The organism is Pedobacter westerhofensis, from assembly GCF_900182595.1.
Classification (GTDB): domain Bacteria; phylum Bacteroidota; class Bacteroidia; order Sphingobacteriales; family Sphingobacteriaceae; genus Pedobacter; species Pedobacter westerhofensis.
The window spans coordinates 281,044-299,803 of sequence record NZ_FXTN01000005.1; the positions used below are offsets into that span (position 1 = coordinate 281,044).

16 protein-coding genes and 1 tRNA gene are annotated in these 18,760 nt (G+C 43.5%); 6 read left to right on the forward strand and 11 right to left on the reverse strand.

Annotated elements, in window-relative coordinates; all coding sequences use genetic code 11:
- Positions 1-54: 54 nt before the first annotated feature.
- The 4 genes from fusA to FN831_RS11585 form a co-directional block, all read right to left on the reverse strand.
- Positions 55-2,169 carry an elongation factor G gene (gene fusA, locus FN831_RS11570; RefSeq protein WP_142528374.1) on the reverse strand — a complete coding sequence of 705 codons (2,115 nt, stop codon included), beginning with the start codon at positions 2,167-2,169 and terminating at the stop codon, positions 55-57.
- A gap of 16 nt (positions 2,170-2,185) precedes the next feature.
- Entirely contained in the window at positions 2,186-2,653 is a 468-nt protein-coding gene (gene rpsG, locus FN831_RS11575; RefSeq protein WP_142528375.1) for a 30S ribosomal protein S7, read from the reverse strand.
- 16 nt (positions 2,654-2,669) lie between these two features.
- Positions 2,670-3,083 carry a 30S ribosomal protein S12 gene (gene rpsL, locus FN831_RS11580; protein ID WP_008244597.1) on the reverse strand — a complete coding sequence of 138 codons (414 nt, stop codon included), beginning with the start codon at positions 3,081-3,083 and terminating at the stop codon, positions 2,670-2,672.
- 100 nt (positions 3,084-3,183) lie between these two features.
- A complete protein-coding gene (locus tag FN831_RS11585) occupies positions 3,184-3,405 on the reverse strand; it encodes a VF530 family protein (protein ID WP_142528376.1) in 222 nt (73 codons plus the stop codon).
- A gap of 376 nt (positions 3,406-3,781) precedes the next feature.
- Between FN831_RS11585 and FN831_RS11590 the strand changes: the two genes are divergently transcribed.
- Positions 3,782-4,417: a hypothetical protein gene (locus FN831_RS11590; protein ID WP_142528377.1), complete on the forward strand. Its 636-nt coding sequence runs from the start codon at positions 3,782-3,784 to the stop codon at positions 4,415-4,417.
- A gap of 43 nt (positions 4,418-4,460) precedes the next feature.
- Here the strand turns inward: FN831_RS11590 and FN831_RS11595 are convergent, their stop codons facing one another.
- The 3 genes from FN831_RS11595 to FN831_RS11605 all read right to left on the reverse strand — a co-directional run bounded on the left by FN831_RS11595 (position 4,461) and on the right by FN831_RS11605 (position 7,794).
- Positions 4,461-6,452, reverse strand: coding sequence for a M1 family metallopeptidase (locus FN831_RS11595; RefSeq protein ID WP_246101479.1), 1,992 nt, complete (start codon positions 6,450-6,452; stop codon positions 4,461-4,463).
- 143 nt (positions 6,453-6,595) lie between these two features.
- Complete coding sequence (locus tag FN831_RS11600; RefSeq protein WP_142528378.1) at positions 6,596-7,324, reverse strand: hypothetical protein; 729 nt, start codon at positions 7,322-7,324, stop codon at positions 6,596-6,598.
- A gap of 122 nt (positions 7,325-7,446) precedes the next feature.
- Positions 7,447-7,794, reverse strand: coding sequence for an ArsC family reductase (locus tag FN831_RS11605; RefSeq protein ID WP_142528379.1), 348 nt, complete (start codon positions 7,792-7,794; stop codon positions 7,447-7,449).
- 110 nt (positions 7,795-7,904) lie between these two features.
- Between FN831_RS11605 and FN831_RS11610 the strand changes: the two genes are divergently transcribed.
- From FN831_RS11610 to FN831_RS11630, 5 genes are all read left to right on the forward strand, one after another.
- On the forward strand, positions 7,905-9,401 hold the full coding sequence (locus tag FN831_RS11610) for a sensor histidine kinase (protein WP_221931332.1): 1,497 nt from the start codon (positions 7,905-7,907) through the stop codon (positions 9,399-9,401).
- A gap of 3 nt (positions 9,402-9,404) precedes the next feature.
- Complete coding sequence (locus FN831_RS11615) at positions 9,405-10,091, forward strand: LytR/AlgR family response regulator transcription factor (RefSeq protein ID WP_142528380.1); 687 nt, start codon at positions 9,405-9,407, stop codon at positions 10,089-10,091.
- 188 nt (positions 10,092-10,279) lie between these two features.
- The gene (locus tag FN831_RS11620) at positions 10,280-13,762 is read left to right on the forward strand and encodes a response regulator (protein WP_142528381.1); all 3,483 of its coding nucleotides are present in this window, start codon (positions 10,280-10,282) and stop codon (positions 13,760-13,762) included.
- 1 nt (position 13,763) lies between these two features.
- Complete coding sequence (locus FN831_RS11625) at positions 13,764-14,603, forward strand: CheR family methyltransferase (protein ID WP_185960454.1); 840 nt, start codon at positions 13,764-13,766, stop codon at positions 14,601-14,603.
- A gap of 31 nt (positions 14,604-14,634) precedes the next feature.
- On the forward strand, positions 14,635-16,224 hold the full coding sequence (locus FN831_RS11630; RefSeq protein ID WP_142528382.1) for a response regulator: 1,590 nt from the start codon (positions 14,635-14,637) through the stop codon (positions 16,222-16,224).
- Between the two features lie 3 nt (positions 16,225-16,227).
- Here the strand turns inward: FN831_RS11630 and pth are convergent, their stop codons facing one another.
- The 4 genes from pth to FN831_RS11650 form a co-directional block, all read right to left on the reverse strand.
- Complete coding sequence (pth, locus tag FN831_RS11635; RefSeq protein WP_142528383.1) at positions 16,228-16,788, reverse strand: aminoacyl-tRNA hydrolase; 561 nt, start codon at positions 16,786-16,788, stop codon at positions 16,228-16,230.
- 77 nt (positions 16,789-16,865) lie between these two features.
- Entirely contained in the window at positions 16,866-17,444 is a 579-nt protein-coding gene (locus FN831_RS11640; protein ID WP_142528384.1) for a 50S ribosomal protein L25/general stress protein Ctc, read from the reverse strand.
- Positions 17,445-17,541: 97 nt separating this feature from the next.
- The gene (locus tag FN831_RS11645) at positions 17,542-18,486 is read right to left on the reverse strand and encodes a ribose-phosphate pyrophosphokinase (protein ID WP_142528385.1); all 945 of its coding nucleotides are present in this window, start codon (positions 18,484-18,486) and stop codon (positions 17,542-17,544) included.
- A gap of 74 nt (positions 18,487-18,560) precedes the next feature.
- Positions 18,561-18,631 (reverse strand) — tRNA-Gln (locus FN831_RS11650).
- Positions 18,632-18,760 lie beyond the last annotated feature (129 nt).

The window sequence follows — 18,760 nt, forward strand, 5'->3', positions numbered from 1 at the left end:
TAAGGCTGCCTGTTAGAGCTATTAATAACAGGCGGCCGGTTTAATTTTATACTACTAGTCGATAGATTTGATTCTGCCTTTTGATTTGGCAATAACTTCATCCTGTACGTTTCTTGGAGCCGGATCATAGTGATCAAATTCCATTGTAGAAGTCGCACGGCCTGAAGTGATCGTACGCAGTTGCGTAACATAACCAAACATTTCAGAAAGAGGCACAGTAGCTTTGATCACTTGTGATCCGTTACGTGTATCCATTCCTAAAAGCTGACCACGACGACGGTTCATGTCACCGATTACATCACCCATGTTTTCTTCAGGAGTAAGGATTTCGATTTTCATGATTGGCTCCATCAATACCGGGTTACATTTAGGCAACGCTTCACGGTAAGCCATTTTAGCTGCTAATTCGAATGACAAAGCATCTGAATCGACTGCGTGGAATGAACCATCAATTAAGCGAACTTTCATGTCAGGAAGCGGGTAACCAGCTAATACGCCGTTAGACATAGATGCTGCGAATCCTTTTTCAACTGAAGGGATAAACTCACGTGGAATAGATCCACCTGTGATTTCGTTTACAAACTGTAAACCACCTTTTTCCCAGTCAGCATCAATTGGAGAAATCACAACCTGGATGTCTGCAAATTTACCACGACCACCTGATTGTTTTTTATAAGTCTCACGGTGTTGTACTGTTCCGTTGATTGCTTCTTTATAAGCTACCTGCGGAGCACCCTGATTTACTTCAACTTTAAACTCACGTTTTAAACGGTCGATCAGGATATCCAGGTGAAGCTCACCCATACCAGAGATTACAGTCTGACCAGTTTCCTCGTCAGTTTGAACCCTGAATGTAGGATCTTCTTCAGCAAGTTTAGATAATCCCATACCTAACTTATCGATATCAGCCTGAGTTTTAGGCTCAATAGCTAAACCAATAACCGGCTCAGGGAAGTTCATTGACTCCAGAACAATCGGGTTTTTCTCTTCGCAAAGTGTATCACCTGTTTTGATATCCTTGAAACCTACTACCGCAGCAATATCACCAGCTCCAACATTTGGAATAGGGTTTTGCTTGTTAGCATGCATCTGGAAGATACGGGAGATACGCTCTTTGTTTTCAGAACGTGCATTGTAAATGTATGAACCTGCTTCTAAGTTACCCGAGTAAACACGGATAAAGCAAAGACGGCCTACGAAAGGATCCGTTGCAATTTTAAATGCTAAAGCTGCAAAAGGCTCTTTTTCACTTGGTTTACGCAATACTTCTTCGCCTGTATCAGGGTTGGTACCTACGATACCTTCTGAGTCCATTGGTGAAGGCAATAATTCCATCACATAGTCAAGCATGGTCTGTACACCTTTGTTTTTGAAAGATGAACCACAAACCATTGGTACGATTGTAGCGTCCAATACTGCTTTACGCAATGCATCAAGAATTTCACGCTCAGTGATTGAGTTTGGATCTTCAAAGAATTTCTCCATCAAAGACTCATCATAATCAGCAACAGATTCCAGTAATTTCTCTCTCCACTCAGCAACCTCATCGATCATATCGTCAGGAATTGGCACTTCAGTAAAGGTCATACCTTTATCATGCTCATTCCAAACGATACCACGGTTGTTAATTAAATCAACAACACCAGTAAAGTTATCTTCAGCACCGATTGGTAACTGCAATGGAACAGCGTTACTGCCTAACATGCTTTTAACCTGTCCAACAACTTTTAAGAAATCTGCACCAGAACGGTCCATTTTATTTACGAAGCCGATACGGGCAACGTTATAGTTGTTAGCCAGACGCCAGTTAGTTTCTGACTGAGGCTCAACACCATCAACTGCAGAAAATAAGAACACCAAACCATCAAGTACACGCAGTGAACGGTTTACCTCTACGGTAAAATCCACGTGACCCGGTGTATCAATGATGTTAATATGGTAATCTTGTCCTCTGTATTTCCAGCCTACTGTTGTAGCAGCAGAAGTAATGGTAATACCACGTTCCTGCTCCTGTGCCATCCAGTCCATCGTAGCTGCACCTTCGTGCACTTCTCCGATTTTGTGACTTACACCAGCATAATAAAGGATACGCTCTGTTGTAGTAGTCTTACCAGCATCAATGTGCGCAGCAATACCGATGTTTCTTGTATATCTTAAGTCTCTTGACATCTTATGATTTCAATAATTAAAAACGGAAATGTGAGAACGCTTTGTTGGCTTCAGCCATTTTGTGCGTATCTTCTTTCTTTTTAACAGCAGCACCTTCACCTTTAGCAGCTGAAACGATTTCTCCTGCCAATTTTTCTTTCATGGTTTTTTCACCACGTCTGCGTGCAAATGAAATTAACCATTTCATGCCTAAAGCAATCTTACGGTCCGGACGAACTTCTGTAGGAACCTGGAAGTTAGCACCACCAACACGGCGTGATTTAACCTCCACTGCAGGCATTACATTTGTTAAAGCACGTTTCCATACTTCTAAACCGTTCTCACCAGCTTTTTTCTCAGCTAATTCTACTGCATCATAAAAAATAGAGTAAGCAATGGATTTTTTTCCATCGTACATCATATTGTTTACAAACCTCGTCACCTGAACATCGTTAAATTTCGGATCAGGAAGGATAATTCTCTTTTTTGGTTTTGACTTTCTCATTTTCTGTTCCTCCTAATTATTTCTTTTTACCTTTTGTTGGTGCGGCAGCTACCTGACCTGGTTTTGGACGTTTAGTACCATATTTTGAACGACGTTGGTTACGACCAGCAACACCTGAAGTATCTAAAGCTCCACGGATGATGTGATAACGTACTCCTGGTAAATCTTTAACACGACCACCACGGATCAATACGATAGAGTGCTCCTGTAAGTTGTGACCTTCTCCAGGAATATAAGCGTTAACTTCTTTTCCATTGGTCAAACGTACACGCGCTACTTTACGCATTGCTGAGTTTGGTTTTTTAGGGGTAGTGGTATATACACGTGTACATACACCTCTTCGCTGTGGACAACTGTCCAACGCCGGAGACTTACTCTTGAACTCCAGTGCTACTCTACCTTTTCTAACTAATTGTTGAATGGTTGGCATTGCTATTTGTTTTTATTGTTGTTATTTAAAACTTTACCCCTCAATAAGGGACTGCAAAGGTAAGACAATACATTTTATAAATCAAGTGGTTAACAGAGATTTAATGAAAAGTATTCAAATAAAGCTTCTCTACCTTTTTCCTGGCCCAGTCTGTTTTCCTTAAAAAGGTAAGGCTCGACTTTAAACTGGGATCATTATTGAAACAGGCAATCCTGATCAGTTTGCCCAGTTCAGGCCAGCCATAATGCCAAACCAGTTGTTTCAGAATAAACTCCAGGGTTTTGCCATGTAAGGGGTTGTTGGCTTGCTTTTCTTCTGTCATAGTGTTTTTGCTGCCGCAAAGATAAGAAGAACAGGAGATTTATTGTGTCTTTGTTTATACGCTGTTCGTACACTGGTTTGGAACGCTACGGTCTCCGGCCGTTTTCGTTCCGTTTTAGTTCCGTACCATCTATACCCCTTCATTACTGCAACAATACCGCAACTATACTCAGGGGGTATAGTTGCGGTATTGTTGCAGTATGGTTGCAGTATCCATGGGGTATACATGGTACGGAACTGATACGGATCGGAAACGTTGAAATAACGGTACTGGTACGACCAGTATACGAACAAAGCACGAATATGCCCCTGATATCTATCGATTATTCACTAGGTTTGTATTACACAGAAAATATACTCTGCTAAAACATATAGTTATGAACTTGAATTTAGGTGATTTTGTTCGTTTTGTAGACGAAAATATAGAAGGTACAATTACCCGTATCATTGATAAAGACACTATAGGTGTTACTGATGCCAATGATTTTGAGATCCCTGTGCTTGCTTCAAAGGTAACACTGGTACACGGGGATATTCCGGACGACAATACAGTAGTGAGCAACAGACAGGCAGTTGCCGCTCCGGTAGCAGAATTTAAAAAAGAAGGCGTTTACTTAGGCCTGGTAGCTGATCAGCACAGCGCTGTGGTAGCCCATTTTCACCTGATCAACGAAACATCGTTCCAGCTGCTGGCCAGCATGACCACTGAAAAGGGAGGAACCTACAAAGGTGAGTTTGCTGCACTGATTCCGGCAAACACTACCAAAAAGATTTATTCTGCCAACATGGGCGATATTCAGTTGTGGCCAAAGTTTAACATCGAAGTATTGTTTTCTACTGCTGCAAACGTTGAACCGCCGGCTCCGCTGGTATACAGTGAAAACATTAAAGGTAAAGACCTTTCTGTAGCTAAAGTAGAAATCGTATTGCTGAAACAGAAAGGATGGCTGATCAGACTGGATGAGCCCGCGCCTGTTCTGGATATGCAGAAACTAAAAGAGAAATTCCAGTAAGCCGGAATTTCTCTTAATATCACTCAAAGCCTTAATCCTGGATTTATTTCTTCCAGGTATTATTGCTCTCATCTGAATCAGGAAGTACATGCTCCGGGTCTAATACCACAGACACCACTTCTTCAGTAGTAGCATAGTTCACTGTCCAGCTTTTGTTTCTCATCCAAACGTCTACCGGTATTTTGACGATATCGGTTTTACCGCTTTCAGTTTTCACCTGCAGGATTACCGGCATCGGCATTTTCTCCAGATTAGTGATCACGATATCGTATCCCTCCGTTTTTCCGTCTTTTTTCGACGCGGTTACAGAAGTAACAGCCTGATCAGTTTTCCAGTTTTCCATAAACCAGCCTCTCCAGAACCAGGCAAGGTCTTCACCGCCACCGTTTTCCATAGAGCGGAAGAAATCAAATGGCGTAGGATGTTTAAACGACCACTGCTTGATATAATTCTTAAAGGCGTAGTCAAAGCGGTCTGTGCCCAGTACATAATTACGCAGGATATTTAAACCCCAGGCCGGTTTACTATACAGGTTTACACCAATGTTTTTCTCAACCATAGCATCAGGAGTAAGCATGATATATTCCCTGTCTGGCTGCGCCATATACTTGGCAGCCTTATGCAGGTCGTCAGCACCGTCCTTGTATTCGCCATTGTTAAATGCTGCAGAAGACAGGCCATTGATAAAAGTATTAAATCCTTCATCCATCCAGCCATACTTGCGCTCGTTGCTGCCCACAATCATCGGGAACCAGCTGTGTCCAAACTCATGGTCAATTACGCCCCAAGCCTGTCCTTTTTTAGCTTTCCATCCGCAGAAAACAATTCCCGGATATTCCATACCGCTGATATTGGCAGCGATGTTTACAGCCATAGGATAAGGGTATTCAAACCATTTACCTGAATAATGCTCAATAGCGCCCTTTACATATTCTACTCCCCTGCCGTAGCTGTCGGCATCATTACTTTCTACCGGCTGCGCAGATACGGCCAGAGATTTCTTGCCGCTTGGCAGGTTAATCCTTGCGGCATCCAGCACAAACGCTTTGGAAGAAGACCAGGCGATATCCCTGGTGTTGCTCATCCTGAATTTCCAGGTAAGCTTATCTTTTGCCGGGCGCGATTTAGGATCAAGCACTTCTTCCGCAGAGCGGATGCTAACCGTTTTGTCGCTCAGCTTTGCTGCGTTCCAGCGTTTCAGCTGCTCGGCAGTAAATACCTCCTGCGGGTTTAATAATTCTCCGGATCCCATCAGGATGTGGTTTGCAGGGGTAGTCACACTGTAGTTAACGTCGCCATATTCACAGTAGAACTCAGCAGCACCCCAGTAAGGAAGGGTATTCCAGCCCAGCACATCATCATATACACATAACCTCGGGAACCATTGTGCAATCGTATAGATCTCGCCATTTTTTGTTGTCAAATGCCCCATACGGTCTGATCCATTGATCGGGATCACAAAAGAGAAGTCCATTTTAATCGTAATCACATCACCTGAAGCACCCAGAGGCTGATCTAAACGGATCTGCATACGGGTATCTTCTGTGATCGAAGTAAATTTAACCGGAACGGCTTTTTTAGAAACCGTAAGGCCGCTGATTTTATAACCGCCATTTACTTTTTCTCCGCGGGCGCCATAACGGCTTCCCAGTTTGATCAGGGAATTACCTCTTGAATTCTTATCAAAAAGATTCTGGTCCAGCTGCAGCCAGATGTAAGGCAACTGGTCAGGGCTGTTGTTCTTATAAGTAATAGTTACTGTACCGCTAACGGTATTGGTCTGGTCATCCAGGTTGGCTGCGATCGTGTAATCGGCACGGTTCTGCCAGTATTTAGATCCGGGATATCCGCTGGCGGAACGGAATTCATTGCCATTTTGAGTGTAAAACAGCGGACTGAAAGCCGCATGAGGATCGTAATTTCCGGCAGTTGCCGCCGGGGCCTGCTGTGCGCGGGCGCTGATACCAAATGCAAAAAACACTGCCAAAAGGAGTGCTCTCTGAATAAAGAGGTTATTCATTAATTTAGGGTTCATCTGATTATGTTTTGTTTTTAGTTTAGATGGAGCTTTGAAGATCCAAACAATTATTGTCTGCCTGCTTAATAATTATTTGAATAATGTCGGGTGATGTGTTCCGGAACGCCAGTTCGTATTGCCGGGGCTTTTCTCCGGCCATACTAATTCTTTCCGGTAGGTACCGGAGATAATTTTCTGCCTTCGGGTGGTAATTTCAACCAGGTTTGATAAGCCTGTGCAATATAGAAATCATAGTTAAAAGGACGCTCACTTTTTACCCGGGCAACAGAAGGCCTGTATAAATTGATAAAATCTTTTAGTTCCTGCCCCTGCAGCTTGATCAGTCCGCTCACATGTTCCTCATTAAAATACTGGTTGATTTCTGTCTCATAAAAAGAGGCTTCCTCCAGGCGTTTTACTTTTGCACGCTCACGCTTGTCCTTTCCTGAACCAAAAGCCAGTCCCACGCCACCGGCACGCTGAATGTTTTTTGTTGGCGCAATACCAGACACACGGCTAAAACCGGGTGCATTCGGATCTTTCAGCTGCAGGTCGTTAGACAACCTGGCCCCTTTTACATCCACCTGTTTCAGGTTGGTAGACTGTGATGGCAAATAGATCGTTTTTGCCTGCATATTGGTCAGGTAAAGCGTATCGGTATGATAACCCGGCAACGAAAACTCCAGCAGGTCGCCCTTGTTTGCCGTGATGGTGAACTGTCCGGCAGCACCGGTTAACACAACCTTCTGGTTGTTCAGGTTTCTTACTGTTACCTTTTGCAAAGGGAAACTTTTGTTTTCATAGTCAAAAACCCCACCGCTGATCCCGGTCTGGGCAATCGTGTATAGTGGTATCGTAAGCAGCATTACGATAAATAACCTCTTAAGCATCTCCATTTTAGTATATTCTCTTTTTCAGGTAATGAACGCTGCATGAACATGCAGCATCCAAATATAATTCAGTTTCTTAGTCTGTGTTCTATTTTAACAAATATTAACAGGTAATAGTTTCTTTATTTCAACAAATCGCTGTATTGTATTTCATCAAAGCTAATCAGGACCGCTTTCCCGTCACGTTCAACTACCGGGCGCTTAATAGCACTGTTGTTTTCAAGCAGCACTGCAATAGCTGAGGCTTCATCCTTTACACTGTTTTGCTGTGCTTCTGACAGCTTTTTCCAGGTGGTGCCCTTTTTATTCAGCACCTTCTCCCAGCCAAAAGCCGCACACCACTCCTGCAGTTTTTCTGCTGTGATACCCTGCTTTTTAAAATCATGGAACTCATATTCAAAACCATGGTCACTCAGCCATGTTCTTGCCTTTTTTACCGTATTACAATTGGGTATTCCGTAAACTGTCATATATTAGAATAAAGGCCTAAAGCTAGGTATATTTCCTTATTCGTCACATTTTTTTAGCCATTCATCACATTTTATCAGAATGAATCAAAATCCAGCGTAGTATTGTACCGATGAACATAAAAGATTTAAACAAAATAGAATTCTGGGCAGCAAGTTTTATCTATGGCTGCGCCGTGCTGATGCTCATTTCCAATGGCTCCAGTGCATATACCGAGGTACCCAAAGAATTTAAGGATGCTTACATAGAATATAGCTATCTGTCAAATTACTTCCTTCCGGAACTTTTCCGCTACTCTATCCTCTATTTTAGTTTCCTGATGCTCAATTTCTGCTGCCTGCCGCCGCTATACAGAAAAGTAGACATCGGTTTCAATACCGCAATATTATTAGCAACCTATCTGATCTCCGGTCTCGTGATCAGTATTACACGAACCTATACTCAGACTTATCTCTTATCTCAGTATCCTGATATTGATGATGCCTATACCCAGATCTTTTTTAAAGGCTTTACCTACTCCGCCTGGCTGGTACTGCTGATCTGTATCTATGTTGCGCTAAAAAAACTGCTGATCTATTTCACCGATAATAAGGAAGACAGCACACAGCACCGGATGAAACTGGAGATTGTCTTTGGAATGGCCTTCTGGTTTGTAGGAGTATTGCTCTGGCTGGCCGCGGGGGTCGGTTTTGATGTGATCATCTGCTGGACAATGGTGGTGATCGCCGGGATATTCACGACAATCTATTCTATATACTATATTATTCCAACTGTCAGTTCAGTGGTTAACCCCTCCCGCACTTTTTACGGAAAGATCACCATCATTGCATTCCTAACTGGCATTCCTGTGGGCTTGGTTGGTGCGCTGATTGGCAGCAGAGGTGAATTGTTTATCATCATTAACCTTTTCCATATCCCGGCGCAACTGGCCATCAGCGCTCCCCTGGCCTGGTATATTTACAGGAACAGAAATGCAACCGAACAGGAGATCTTCACCCTCAAAAAAGAACTGGGCAAGTCTGATGCCTCATTGGGCTTCCTTAAATCCCAGATCAACCCACATTTCCTGTTTAATGCCCTGAATACCCTATACGGTACAGCGCTGCAGGAAAATGCTGAGCGCACCGGCGAGGGTATCCAGAAACTGGGGGATATGATGCGGTTTATGTTGCAGGAGAACATGCAGGATAAAATATCCCTCAGCAGGGATATTGACTACCTGAATAACTATATTGCCCTGCAAAAACTGAGAACATCCCTCTCTGTAGATATCATCATCAGTACGGAGATTGAGGAAGACTTTTCATCCCTCCAGATTGCACCTATGCTGCTGATTCCGTTTGTGGAAAACGCTTTCAAACACGGCATCAGCCTGCAGTCGCCCTCACATATCAAAGTTACGCTCCAGACCAAAGGCCACACCCTGTACTTTGATGTCAACAACAGTATTCATCTCAAAGCCGATGGTGATCCCGAGAAACTGCAGAGCGGCATCGGACTGCCAAATGTGAAACAGCGGCTGGAGCTTTTATATCCTAAAAAACATGAATTGATCATCAGGGAAAGTGCAAAAGAGTTTTTCGTACATTTAACGCTGAATTTAGCTTAAAAAATGATTGCTATCGCTATAGATGATGAACCCATTGCCCTGGATATTGTAAAATCCCATGCCTCCAAAGTCCCCTTTATCACACTGGAGGCGGTTTTCACCAATGCCTTTGAAGCGATAGCCCATCTGCAGCAGCATCAGGTAGACCTCATATTTCTTGATATCAAGATGCCTGACATCAGCGGAATTGATTTCCTCGGCAGCCTGAGCAATCCCCCACTGGTGATTTTTACTACGGCCTATGCAGAGCATGCTGTAAAAGGTTTCGAACTGAATGCGCTCGACTATCTGCTGAAACCTTTCTCCCTGTCAAGATTTCTGAAGGCCTGCAATAAGGCGGAAGAACTATACAGTCTCCGAAAAAAGTCGGGCGGAATTGTCTCAGCTCCAGAACACTTTTTTATTAAGGACGGTTATGAACAGGTGAAGGTTATCGTAGATCATATCCTGTATATCGAAGCAGCCGGAAATTACACACTCATTCATCTGAACAACAATTCCTCGCTGAGCACCCGGATGCCGATCGGCGATATGCAGCTTTTACTTCCTGTCCGGAGGTTTGTGAGGACACACCGCGCATTTATCGTGGCGAAAAACGCCGTTACCCGGTTCGACAAAAACCAGATCCGGATCGGGGACAAGATTATTCCCGTAGGCTCTACCTATGCACAATGTTTACAGGAATTTTAATATCGATGCTTTATTCAGGGAAAAAAATTTAAGGCTTCCTGAATAGAATCAGACGCAAAAGACACATCGAATTTGAAAAATTACCCACTGATATGTGTAGGAGAACTTTTTATCAGTATTATTGTCACATGTTTTAATCATCTTAGAACACGAATGGTTTTTTTTACCAGGCAATTTTAACCTATTATATGTTCAAATTCACGTTTAGACAACAGGTGGTATTCGGCTTTACGCTATCACTTCTATTTGTTCTCATTTCTGCAATCACTTCCTACATCAGCATCAAATCGATGAACGATGACTCGTCCTGGGAAAGCCACACTTATGATGTGATTGACCACGCCCAGAATCTGGAAGTGAGGATACTGAATGCCGAAACAGGCTTAAGGGGTTTTATTTTAACACAGCGTACCCAGTACCTCAATCCCTACAACGAGAATGCAAATAAAATTTTCCCGCTCGTGAAAGAATTACAGCACCTAACTGTGGATAATGTGGAGCAGCAGGCGCGACTGGACTCCCTGGAAATTTATTCAGGTCAGAAACTCCGGGATATGCAGGAGATCCTCAGGGCTAATGCTTCCCTCGGACGAGAAGGCGCTATACAAAAAGTGCTGACCGATAAAGGCAAACTGTATAAAGACCAGATGCTCAAGATCAACAACGAGGTGATCCAGGCAGAGACGAAACTTTTGACGATCAGGAAAGCAAAAAGAGTTGCCAGCGGAGAGCGGTCCACGATCGTCGTCTTACTGAGTTCTGTGATCATCCTGGGCCTTGTGCTTTATCTATCTAGTTTTATCAAGCGTACTTTCAATGAACAAAAGCTCACAGAAATAAAAATTCGTGAAAACAACGAGGAACTGGCAAAAGTTTCCTTTGAAAACGAACAGAAAAACTGGATGCTGTCTGGCGCTTCAGTGGTGAACGAATCACTCCGTGGCGAACAGGAACTGGATCAACTATGTACACATGTCATTACCGATATGTGTAACTATGTGAAAGCACCTGTGGGCGCTATGTACCTGTTTAATCCTAAAACAGAAAAGCTGGAGCTTACCGGGACCTATGCTTTTGAAATTAAAAAAGGTGTCAATACGGAAATTGCGCTGGGTGAAGGAATTGTAGGACAGGTAGCAGTTGAAAAACGGATCAGACAGATGCACGACCTGCCAAAAGACTATATCAAAGTAACCTCGGGCCTTGGCAGTACAACACCCCAATCACTTATCGTTATGCCTGTTCAGTTTGAAGATGAGATGATCGCAGTAATAGAAATGGCACTCAGTGTAGCGCCTACCCCGCTGCAGGTGAATTTCTTTGAAAGAATTACAACAAATATCGGCGTTGCCATCAACCGTACACAGGCAAGGGAAAAACTGCGCGACCTGTTCCTGCAAACACAGCAGCAGGCAGAAGAACTGGAAAGCCAGCAGGAAGAACTGCGCACCACCAACGAAGAACTGCTCCATAAATCTGAAGAACTGCAGGCATCAGAAGAAGAACTGCGGGTACAGCAGGAGGAACTGCGCGAGACCAATGCCGAACTGGAGGAAAAAGCCAGTCAGCTTGAAGAACGCAATGCCCTGGTAAATGAAGCGCGTGAGGCCATGAGCCTCAAAGCCGCAGAACTGGAAGTATCCAGCAAATATAAATCGGAGTTTCTGGCCAATATGAGCCATGAGCTGCGCACTCCGCTCAACAGTATCCTGATCCTGGCAAGGATCTTAAAGGAAAACAGACCTGAGAACCTGAACGAAGAACAACTGAAATATGCCGGGGTGATACACAATGCCGGTAATGACCTGCTCACGCTGATCAATGATATCCTGGATCTGTCGAAAATAGAATCAGGAAAAGTGGAGCTGGACATTGAGTTGATAAGGCCACAGGAGATCCGGCAGAATATGGAATCGTTGTTTACAGAAGTTGCTAAAAGTAAGAAGATCACTTTTAAAAGCCTGCTGGATGATGGTGTGGCAGAAAGAATGACCACCGACCTCTCAAAGGTAGAACAGATTGTAAAAAACCTCTTGTCAAATGCTTTTAAGTTTACCCCTGAACAGGGAGAGATTACACTGAAAATCAGCACTGCTGCAGAAGACATTTCCTATTATTCTGAACAGTTAAAGACTAGCACACAGCAAATCCTGTCATTTAGCGTACGCGACTCAGGAATAGGGATACCTGAAGACAAGCAGAAACTCATATTTGAGGCTTTTAAACAGGCTGACGGAACGACAAGCAGAAAATACGGCGGAACAGGCCTTGGATTATCCATCAGTAAAGAACTTGCCAATATACTTGGCGGAGAGATCCAGGTAGAAAGCGAGCCGGAACAAGGCAGCTGTTTTACACTTTATCTTCCAGTATCACATGCGCAGGGCAATTTAAACGAAGAACAGGAAGCAAATTTACATCCCGGACCGGTGGTAAAACCACTGATACCTGAGCCTGTGCTGGTACCGGTGAATAAAAACCGCAAACAGACATTGCTGATCGTGGAAGACGATCTTGTATTTGCTGATGTGCTCAAAGACTACGCGAAGGAAAAAGGGTTTGACCCGATTCTTGCCCATAGCGGTGATACCGGATTACAAATGGCGATTGATGAACTTCCTGATGCAATTATTCTGGACATTATGCTGCCAGTGATGGATGGATGGGGTATTTTGAAGCGGCTTAAATCAAACGCATTAACAAAACATATACCGGTACATATGATGTCGGCCGGCGAAGTAAAGGGAGAGCGCGCACTGAGAGAAGGTGCAATCGGCTTCCTGAAAAAACCAATTGAAAAGGATGAACTGGACAATGCCTTTGCTGTGATCAACCGGGGCAATATTGCCTACGATTTTAAGACCGTTCTGGTGATTGAGGATCATGAACTGCAGAGCCTGGTGGTGAAAGAGCAGCTTGCAGGAAAGGGCATCGAAGTAGCTCAGGCATTTACGGGCCAGGATGCACTGGATATATTGGCTGAGCGTGCATTTGACTGCATTATCCTCGATTTGAACCTGCCGGATATTTCCGGATTTGACCTGCTGGATAAAATCAAGACCCAGGAAAAATTCGCACACGTCCCGGTCATCATCAATACGGCAATGGAGCTCGACCAGGATAAGATTGCCCATATCATGAAGTACTCAGAAGCCATGGTGCTGAAATCGAATAAGTCGAACGACAGGCTGATCGATGAAGTAAGCCTGTTTATGAATAAGCTCAATAAACAGGGAGAATCCAGGCCTGCTGCAGGTGGAAATCCAAAATCCAAAACCGTATCCACGATTGAAAAAGCATTGAAAGATAAAACTATCCTGATCACGGATGATGACATGCGGAATATCTTTGCCCTCTCCAGTGCCCTGCAGGTTTACGACATCAAAATTGTGATTGCCAATAACGGCAGGCAGGCCCTGGAGAAACTGGAAGAAGAAAATGAGATCGACCTGGTGTTGATGGATATCATGATGCCCGAAATGGACGGTTATGAGGCCATGACACGTATCCGCGGGATAAAGAAATATAATAAATTACCAATCATCGCTTTAACAGCAAAAGCAATGAAAAACGACCGTGAGAAATGTATTGAGGCAGGGGCGAATGACTATATCGCCAAACCGGTGGATATTGACCAGCTACTGTCTATGTTAAGGGTGTGGCTGAGCTGATATGACAAAGATACCCGATCATAATACGCAGGAACTGATCAGTTTTGATCAACTGAAAGATTTAACAGTATTCATCAGGAACATCCATGGATTCGATTTCGGTGATTATTCTGCTGCTTCGCTCAAAAGAAGAGTGACGAGGATTATGCAATTGCAAAAACTAAGTCTTTTCGATTTACGTACATTGCTGACAAACGACCTGGATTACTTTGAATCTTTTCTGATTGAGGTGACAGTAAATGTGACCGAGATGTTCAGAGATCCTCTTTTTTACAAGTCTTTAGCGACAAATGTGATCCCCTATCTCCAGTCTTATCAACGGATAAAGGTCTGGAATGCAGGATGCTCTACAGGCGAGGAACTGTACTCTTTCGCCATTTTATTTGCGGAGCAGAAATTATATGACAGGAGTTTTTTTTATGGTACAGACATCAATGCAGATGTTTTGGAATTCGCCAAAAATGGGATTTACGATTTGCAGAAGATGAAACAATATTCCGAAAACTACCAGAAAACAGGGGCACTGCATACCTTGTCTGATTATTATACGGCACGATACGAAGCCGCAACAATGAATCATTCCCTGAAAAAGAACGTTCTGTTTTCTGCACACAATCTGGCTTCAGACGGCGTTTTCAACGAGTTCCAGCTGATTTCCTGCCGCAACGTGCTGATTTACTTTAATACTGCCCTGCAGGAGAGGGTCATCGACCTGTTTTATCATAGCCTGGCCAATTTCGGGTTCCTTTGCCTGGGTTCTAAAGAAACGCTCAGAAGTGCCGAGATCGGCCGCTTCAAGATTATCGATCAAAAAAATAATATATACCAAAAAATAGCTTAACCTTCCCTGACTTGGAAGCCACACAGGAACTATGGAAAAGATTAATATCCTTATTGTAGATGACAGACCGGAAAATATTATCGCCCTGGAGGCTTTACTGGAAAGAGATGACGTAAACCTAATCTCCACTACATTACCCAATGAGGCTTTACGGATGGCATGGGAAATGGACATTGCTATTGCGCTCGTTGATGTCCAGATGCCGGAAATGGACGGTTTTGAGCTGGTTGAAATCTTAAAAAGCAATCCAAGGACAAAAGATATCCTGGTGATCTTTGTGACCGCCATTTCTACGGATGCAAAATATGCCGTAAAAGGCCTGAATACCGGGGCAGTCGATTATCTCTATAAACCACTCAACCCTTATGTTACTTCTGCGAAGGTAGATTCCTTTATCCAGTTTGTGCGTACACAGCGGGATATTGTAAAAAAGAACAAAGAACTGGAGTCTTATCAGAAAGAACTGATCAAGGCTAAAGATCTTGCAGAACAAGGCAAAAAAATCAAGGAGAACTTTCTGGCCAATATGAGCCACGAGATCCGTACCCCGATCAACGGGATTATCGGTATCACCAACTTCCTTGAAAAGACAGAACTGGACGCAGAACAGCGGGAAATGATTGAACTGCTGGAGATCTCCTCCAATTCACTGCTCGGCGTGATCAATGACATCCTGGACCTGTCCAAAATCGAGGCAGGAAAGTTCAAGATCAACAGGGCATCTACAGACGTCGTAATGATCTGTCATGCGGTAGTGAACCTGCTCCGTATCAGGGCAAAGGAAAAGAACCTGGAGCTGATTACGCTTTTTGACGACGACCTGCCCAGGAATATCCTGGCAGACTCGCTGCGCATGAACCAGATCCTGATGAACCTGATCGGGAATGCCATTAAATTTACGAACTCTGGCAGCGTAACCTTAAAGGTAGAGATTGCCGACAGAAAAGGAAATAATGTAAGATTGAAATTCTCGGTGAAAGACACAGGAATTGGTATCCCCGCGAATAAAATTGATAAAATATTTGAAACCTTTGAACAGGCAGACGACAATACTACCCTCAACTTTGGTGGTACCGGCTTGGGCTTGTCCATCGTAAGAAACCTGGCACAGCTAAAAGGCGGCGAGCTTACCGTAACCAGCGAAGAAAATAAGGGCAGTACCTTCTCCTTTATCAACTGGTATGAAGTACTGGAAACCCAGCCGGAAAATGTGCGCAGGGCACCTGAAAAACTTTCTGCCTTTGACAACGTCAGGATTCTCGTAGCCGAAGACAATCCTATCAATAAGTTTTTAATTGTGAAAGTTCTGAAGGGCTGGAATATCATCGCTGATGTGGTAGAAAATGGTAAAGAGGCCCTGGATAAACTGGCGGAGAATGATTATGACCTGATCCTGATGGATACCTTTATGCCTGTAATGAACGGGCTGGAAGCAACCAAACTAATCAGGGAAGGATATGTTGAAGGCAAAAAAGATATTCCTGTGATTACTTTCTCTGCGGCCGTAATGGAGAATGATAAAAAAGCCGCTATCGATGCAGGTGCTGATGATGTCCTGAGCAAGCCATTTGAACTGGCCATATTACACCAGAAAATCGTTCATTATACAGAAAAGAAGTAACGTTTATTTATTGAAGGCCGTCATCGTTTGTGCCGGCCCAACGGTCACAAAGCTTTTGATCAGTTCCACGCTCCTGTCAATAAGGGCAGGAAGTTCCGGCTGTTCGTCTTTATCAAAAGGCCCTAGTACATAATCGGCCTGGCGGCCTTTTGCAAAATTATCGCTGATGCCAAAGCGCAGGCGCGGATAAGCCTGGCCACCACAGATGGCCTCAATGCTTTTCAGTCCGTTATGCCCGGCGCTGCTCCCCTGCAGCTTCAGCCTCAGCTTGCCCAGCGGAAGTGCAAGATCATCTACAATCACGAGCACGTTCTCCAGCGGGATATTCAGGTCATGCATCCAGTAGTTCACCGCCTTGCCGCTTAGGTTCATAAACGTGGTGGGTTTAATCACATGCAGCTTTCTGCCTTTAAAAGAAACTTCTGAGTAATACGCCAGCCGAAGGTTAGCGTATGAACCATCCAATTGTTTTACCAGTTCATCGGCGATATTGAAACCTATATTATGTCTTGTATTGGCATATTCAGGCCCGATATTTCCCAGACCAACGATTATATATTTCATCCCCAAAGATAATAGTTTGACATAAAAAAAGCGGCACTGAATTCAGTGCCGCTCTTAATTTACTGACAGGGGTCAGCTTATTTTTTACCAGCTTGTTGTTCAGCTTGTTTCAATGCTCTTGACATTCCTACAGAAACGATTGTATCTTCAGGAGTGTTAGTTACAGTGTAGTCACCTTTTGCAAGGTCACGTACGCGGAACAGGTTACCTACTTCAAGTTTAGAAATGCTCACTTCAACTACCTGCGGCATATCTTTCGGGAAAGATTTTACACGCAGTTTACGTAATTTCTGAACCAGTTTACCACCCATTTTAACACCTGGAGAAGTACCAGCTAATTTAATAGGGATCTCCATAACGATTTCTTTGTCGTCAAACAACTGAAGAAAATCTACGTGCATCAACACGTCAGTTAATGGGTGAAATTGTAACTCTTTTATGATTGCTTTGGTTTTTGTACCATTGATATCAATTTCTAAAAAGTTGGCTTCAGGAGTGTAAATAGCATCCTTTAAATCAGTAATTACTACAGCAAAATGTGCTTGTTCTTTACCACCATACAATACTGCAGGAACTTTACCTTCATAGCGAAGCTCTTTAGCATCGCGTTTCCCTACGTTCTCTCTTGGAGAACCGCTAATTGCGATTGTTTTCATTTTTCTATTTGTTTTAATTATGATGAATCTGCCATGTTTAATTTGCTTTTTTCAAGCTGCATGCGCATGGCGGCTTCATTTTATTTATTTATTGTTATTAATCTATTTTAAACAGGTCACTAATTGATCCGTGCTCATTTACATTGGCAATCGCCTTTGCAAACAGTTCGGCAGTACTGAGTACCCTGATTTTTGAACTTTCCTGTTTCAATGGAATTGAATCGGTTACGATCAGTTCCGTCAGCACAGAATTTTCAACCGTTTCATACGCTTTACCTGATAATACAGGGTGCGTACAAACCGCTCTCACACTCTTTGCTCCCTTTTCCATGATCAGTGCTGCTGCTTTAGCCAAAGTACCTGCAGTATCGCAGATATCATCGATCAGCACAATGTCCATTCCTGTAACATCACCAATGATCGACATTGATTCGATCTCATTGGCACGTTTACGGCGTTTATCACAGATCACCACCTCTGCATTAAAGAACTTTGCAAAAGTACGTGCCCTGTATGAACCGCCCATATCCGGAGATGCAATGGTCAGGTTTTCCAGCTTCAGGCTCTTGATATACGGAACAAAAATGATTGAGCCATCAAGGTGGTCTACCGGGATATCAAAAAATCCCTGTATCTGGGCTGCATGCAGGTCCATCGTCATAATGCGGTGGATACCGGCAGATTTAAGCAGGTTGGCTACCAGTTTTGCACCAATCGCCTGGCGGGGCCTGTCTTTCCTGTCTTGTCTCGCCAAACCGTAATAAGGAACAATAGCAGTAATATAATGGGCTGAAGCTCTTTTTGCGGCATCAATCATCAGGAGCAATTCCATCAGATTGTCTGAAGGCTGGTAAGTAGACTGAATGAGGAAAACGTCACATCCTCTTACAGATTCATCATAGGCCGGCTGAAATTCACCATCACTAAACCTGTTTATAGAAACACTACCAAGAGGCCTGCCGTAGCTTTCGGCGATCTTGAGGGCTAATGCTTTTGTACCGGTTCCGGCAAAAAGTTTAACGGGATTAAATTGCAGTGGCATGATTAGACGGGTATCAATGCTGGGTTAAAAAAAATCGGATTGCGTATTTTACCTCACAATCCGAATATGTTTAGTTGCCCGACCAGGATTCGAACCTAGACAAACGGTACCAAAAACCGTTGTACTACCTTTATACTATCGGGCAATCTTCCAACAAATCAACAAAGGGTTGCTTTGAAATGGAATGCAAATCTACGCAGATTTTTCATATTTGCAAATCCTCATGCAAAAAAATTGAAAATAATTGTAAAAACGCCTTTCAAGGCTATCTAAC

Excerpts from the sequence above, each read along its gene's own strand:
- FN831_RS11620 (WP_142528381.1), top strand. The coding sequence starts at position 10,280 with ATGTTCAAATTCACGTTTAGACAACAGGTGGTATTCGGCTTTACGCTA.
- FN831_RS11640 (WP_142528384.1), bottom strand. The coding sequence starts at position 17,444 with ATGAAAACAATCGCAATTAGCGGTTCTCCAAGAGAGAACGTAGGGAAA.
- FN831_RS11605 (WP_142528379.1), bottom strand. The coding sequence starts at position 7,794 with ATGACAGTTTACGGAATACCCAATTGTAATACGGTAAAAAAGGCAAGA.
- fusA (WP_142528374.1), bottom strand. The coding sequence starts at position 2,169 with ATGTCAAGAGACTTAAGATATACAAGAAACATCGGTATTGCTGCGCAC.
- FN831_RS11595 (WP_246101479.1), bottom strand. The coding sequence starts at position 6,452 with ATGAACCCTAAATTAATGAATAACCTCTTTATTCAGAGAGCACTCCTT.
- FN831_RS11645 (WP_142528385.1), bottom strand. The coding sequence starts at position 18,486 with ATGCCACTGCAATTTAATCCCGTTAAACTTTTTGCCGGAACCGGTACA.
- FN831_RS11625 (WP_185960454.1), top strand. The coding sequence starts at position 13,764 with ATGACAAAGATACCCGATCATAATACGCAGGAACTGATCAGTTTTGAT.
- pth (WP_142528383.1), bottom strand. The coding sequence starts at position 16,788 with ATGAAATATATAATCGTTGGTCTGGGAAATATCGGGCCTGAATATGCC.
- FN831_RS11600 (WP_142528378.1), bottom strand. The coding sequence starts at position 7,324 with ATGCTTAAGAGGTTATTTATCGTAATGCTGCTTACGATACCACTATAC.
- rpsL (WP_008244597.1), bottom strand. The coding sequence starts at position 3,083 with ATGCCAACCATTCAACAATTAGTTAGAAAAGGTAGAGTAGCACTGGAG.
- FN831_RS11610 (WP_221931332.1), top strand. The coding sequence starts at position 7,905 with ATGAACATAAAAGATTTAAACAAAATAGAATTCTGGGCAGCAAGTTTT.
- FN831_RS11585 (WP_142528376.1), bottom strand. The coding sequence starts at position 3,405 with ATGACAGAAGAAAAGCAAGCCAACAACCCCTTACATGGCAAAACCCTG.
- rpsG (WP_142528375.1), bottom strand. The coding sequence starts at position 2,653 with ATGAGAAAGTCAAAACCAAAAAAGAGAATTATCCTTCCTGATCCGAAA.
- FN831_RS11590 (WP_142528377.1), top strand. The coding sequence starts at position 3,782 with ATGAACTTGAATTTAGGTGATTTTGTTCGTTTTGTAGACGAAAATATA.
- FN831_RS11615 (WP_142528380.1), top strand. The coding sequence starts at position 9,405 with ATGATTGCTATCGCTATAGATGATGAACCCATTGCCCTGGATATTGTA.
- FN831_RS11630 (WP_142528382.1), top strand. The coding sequence starts at position 14,635 with ATGGAAAAGATTAATATCCTTATTGTAGATGACAGACCGGAAAATATT.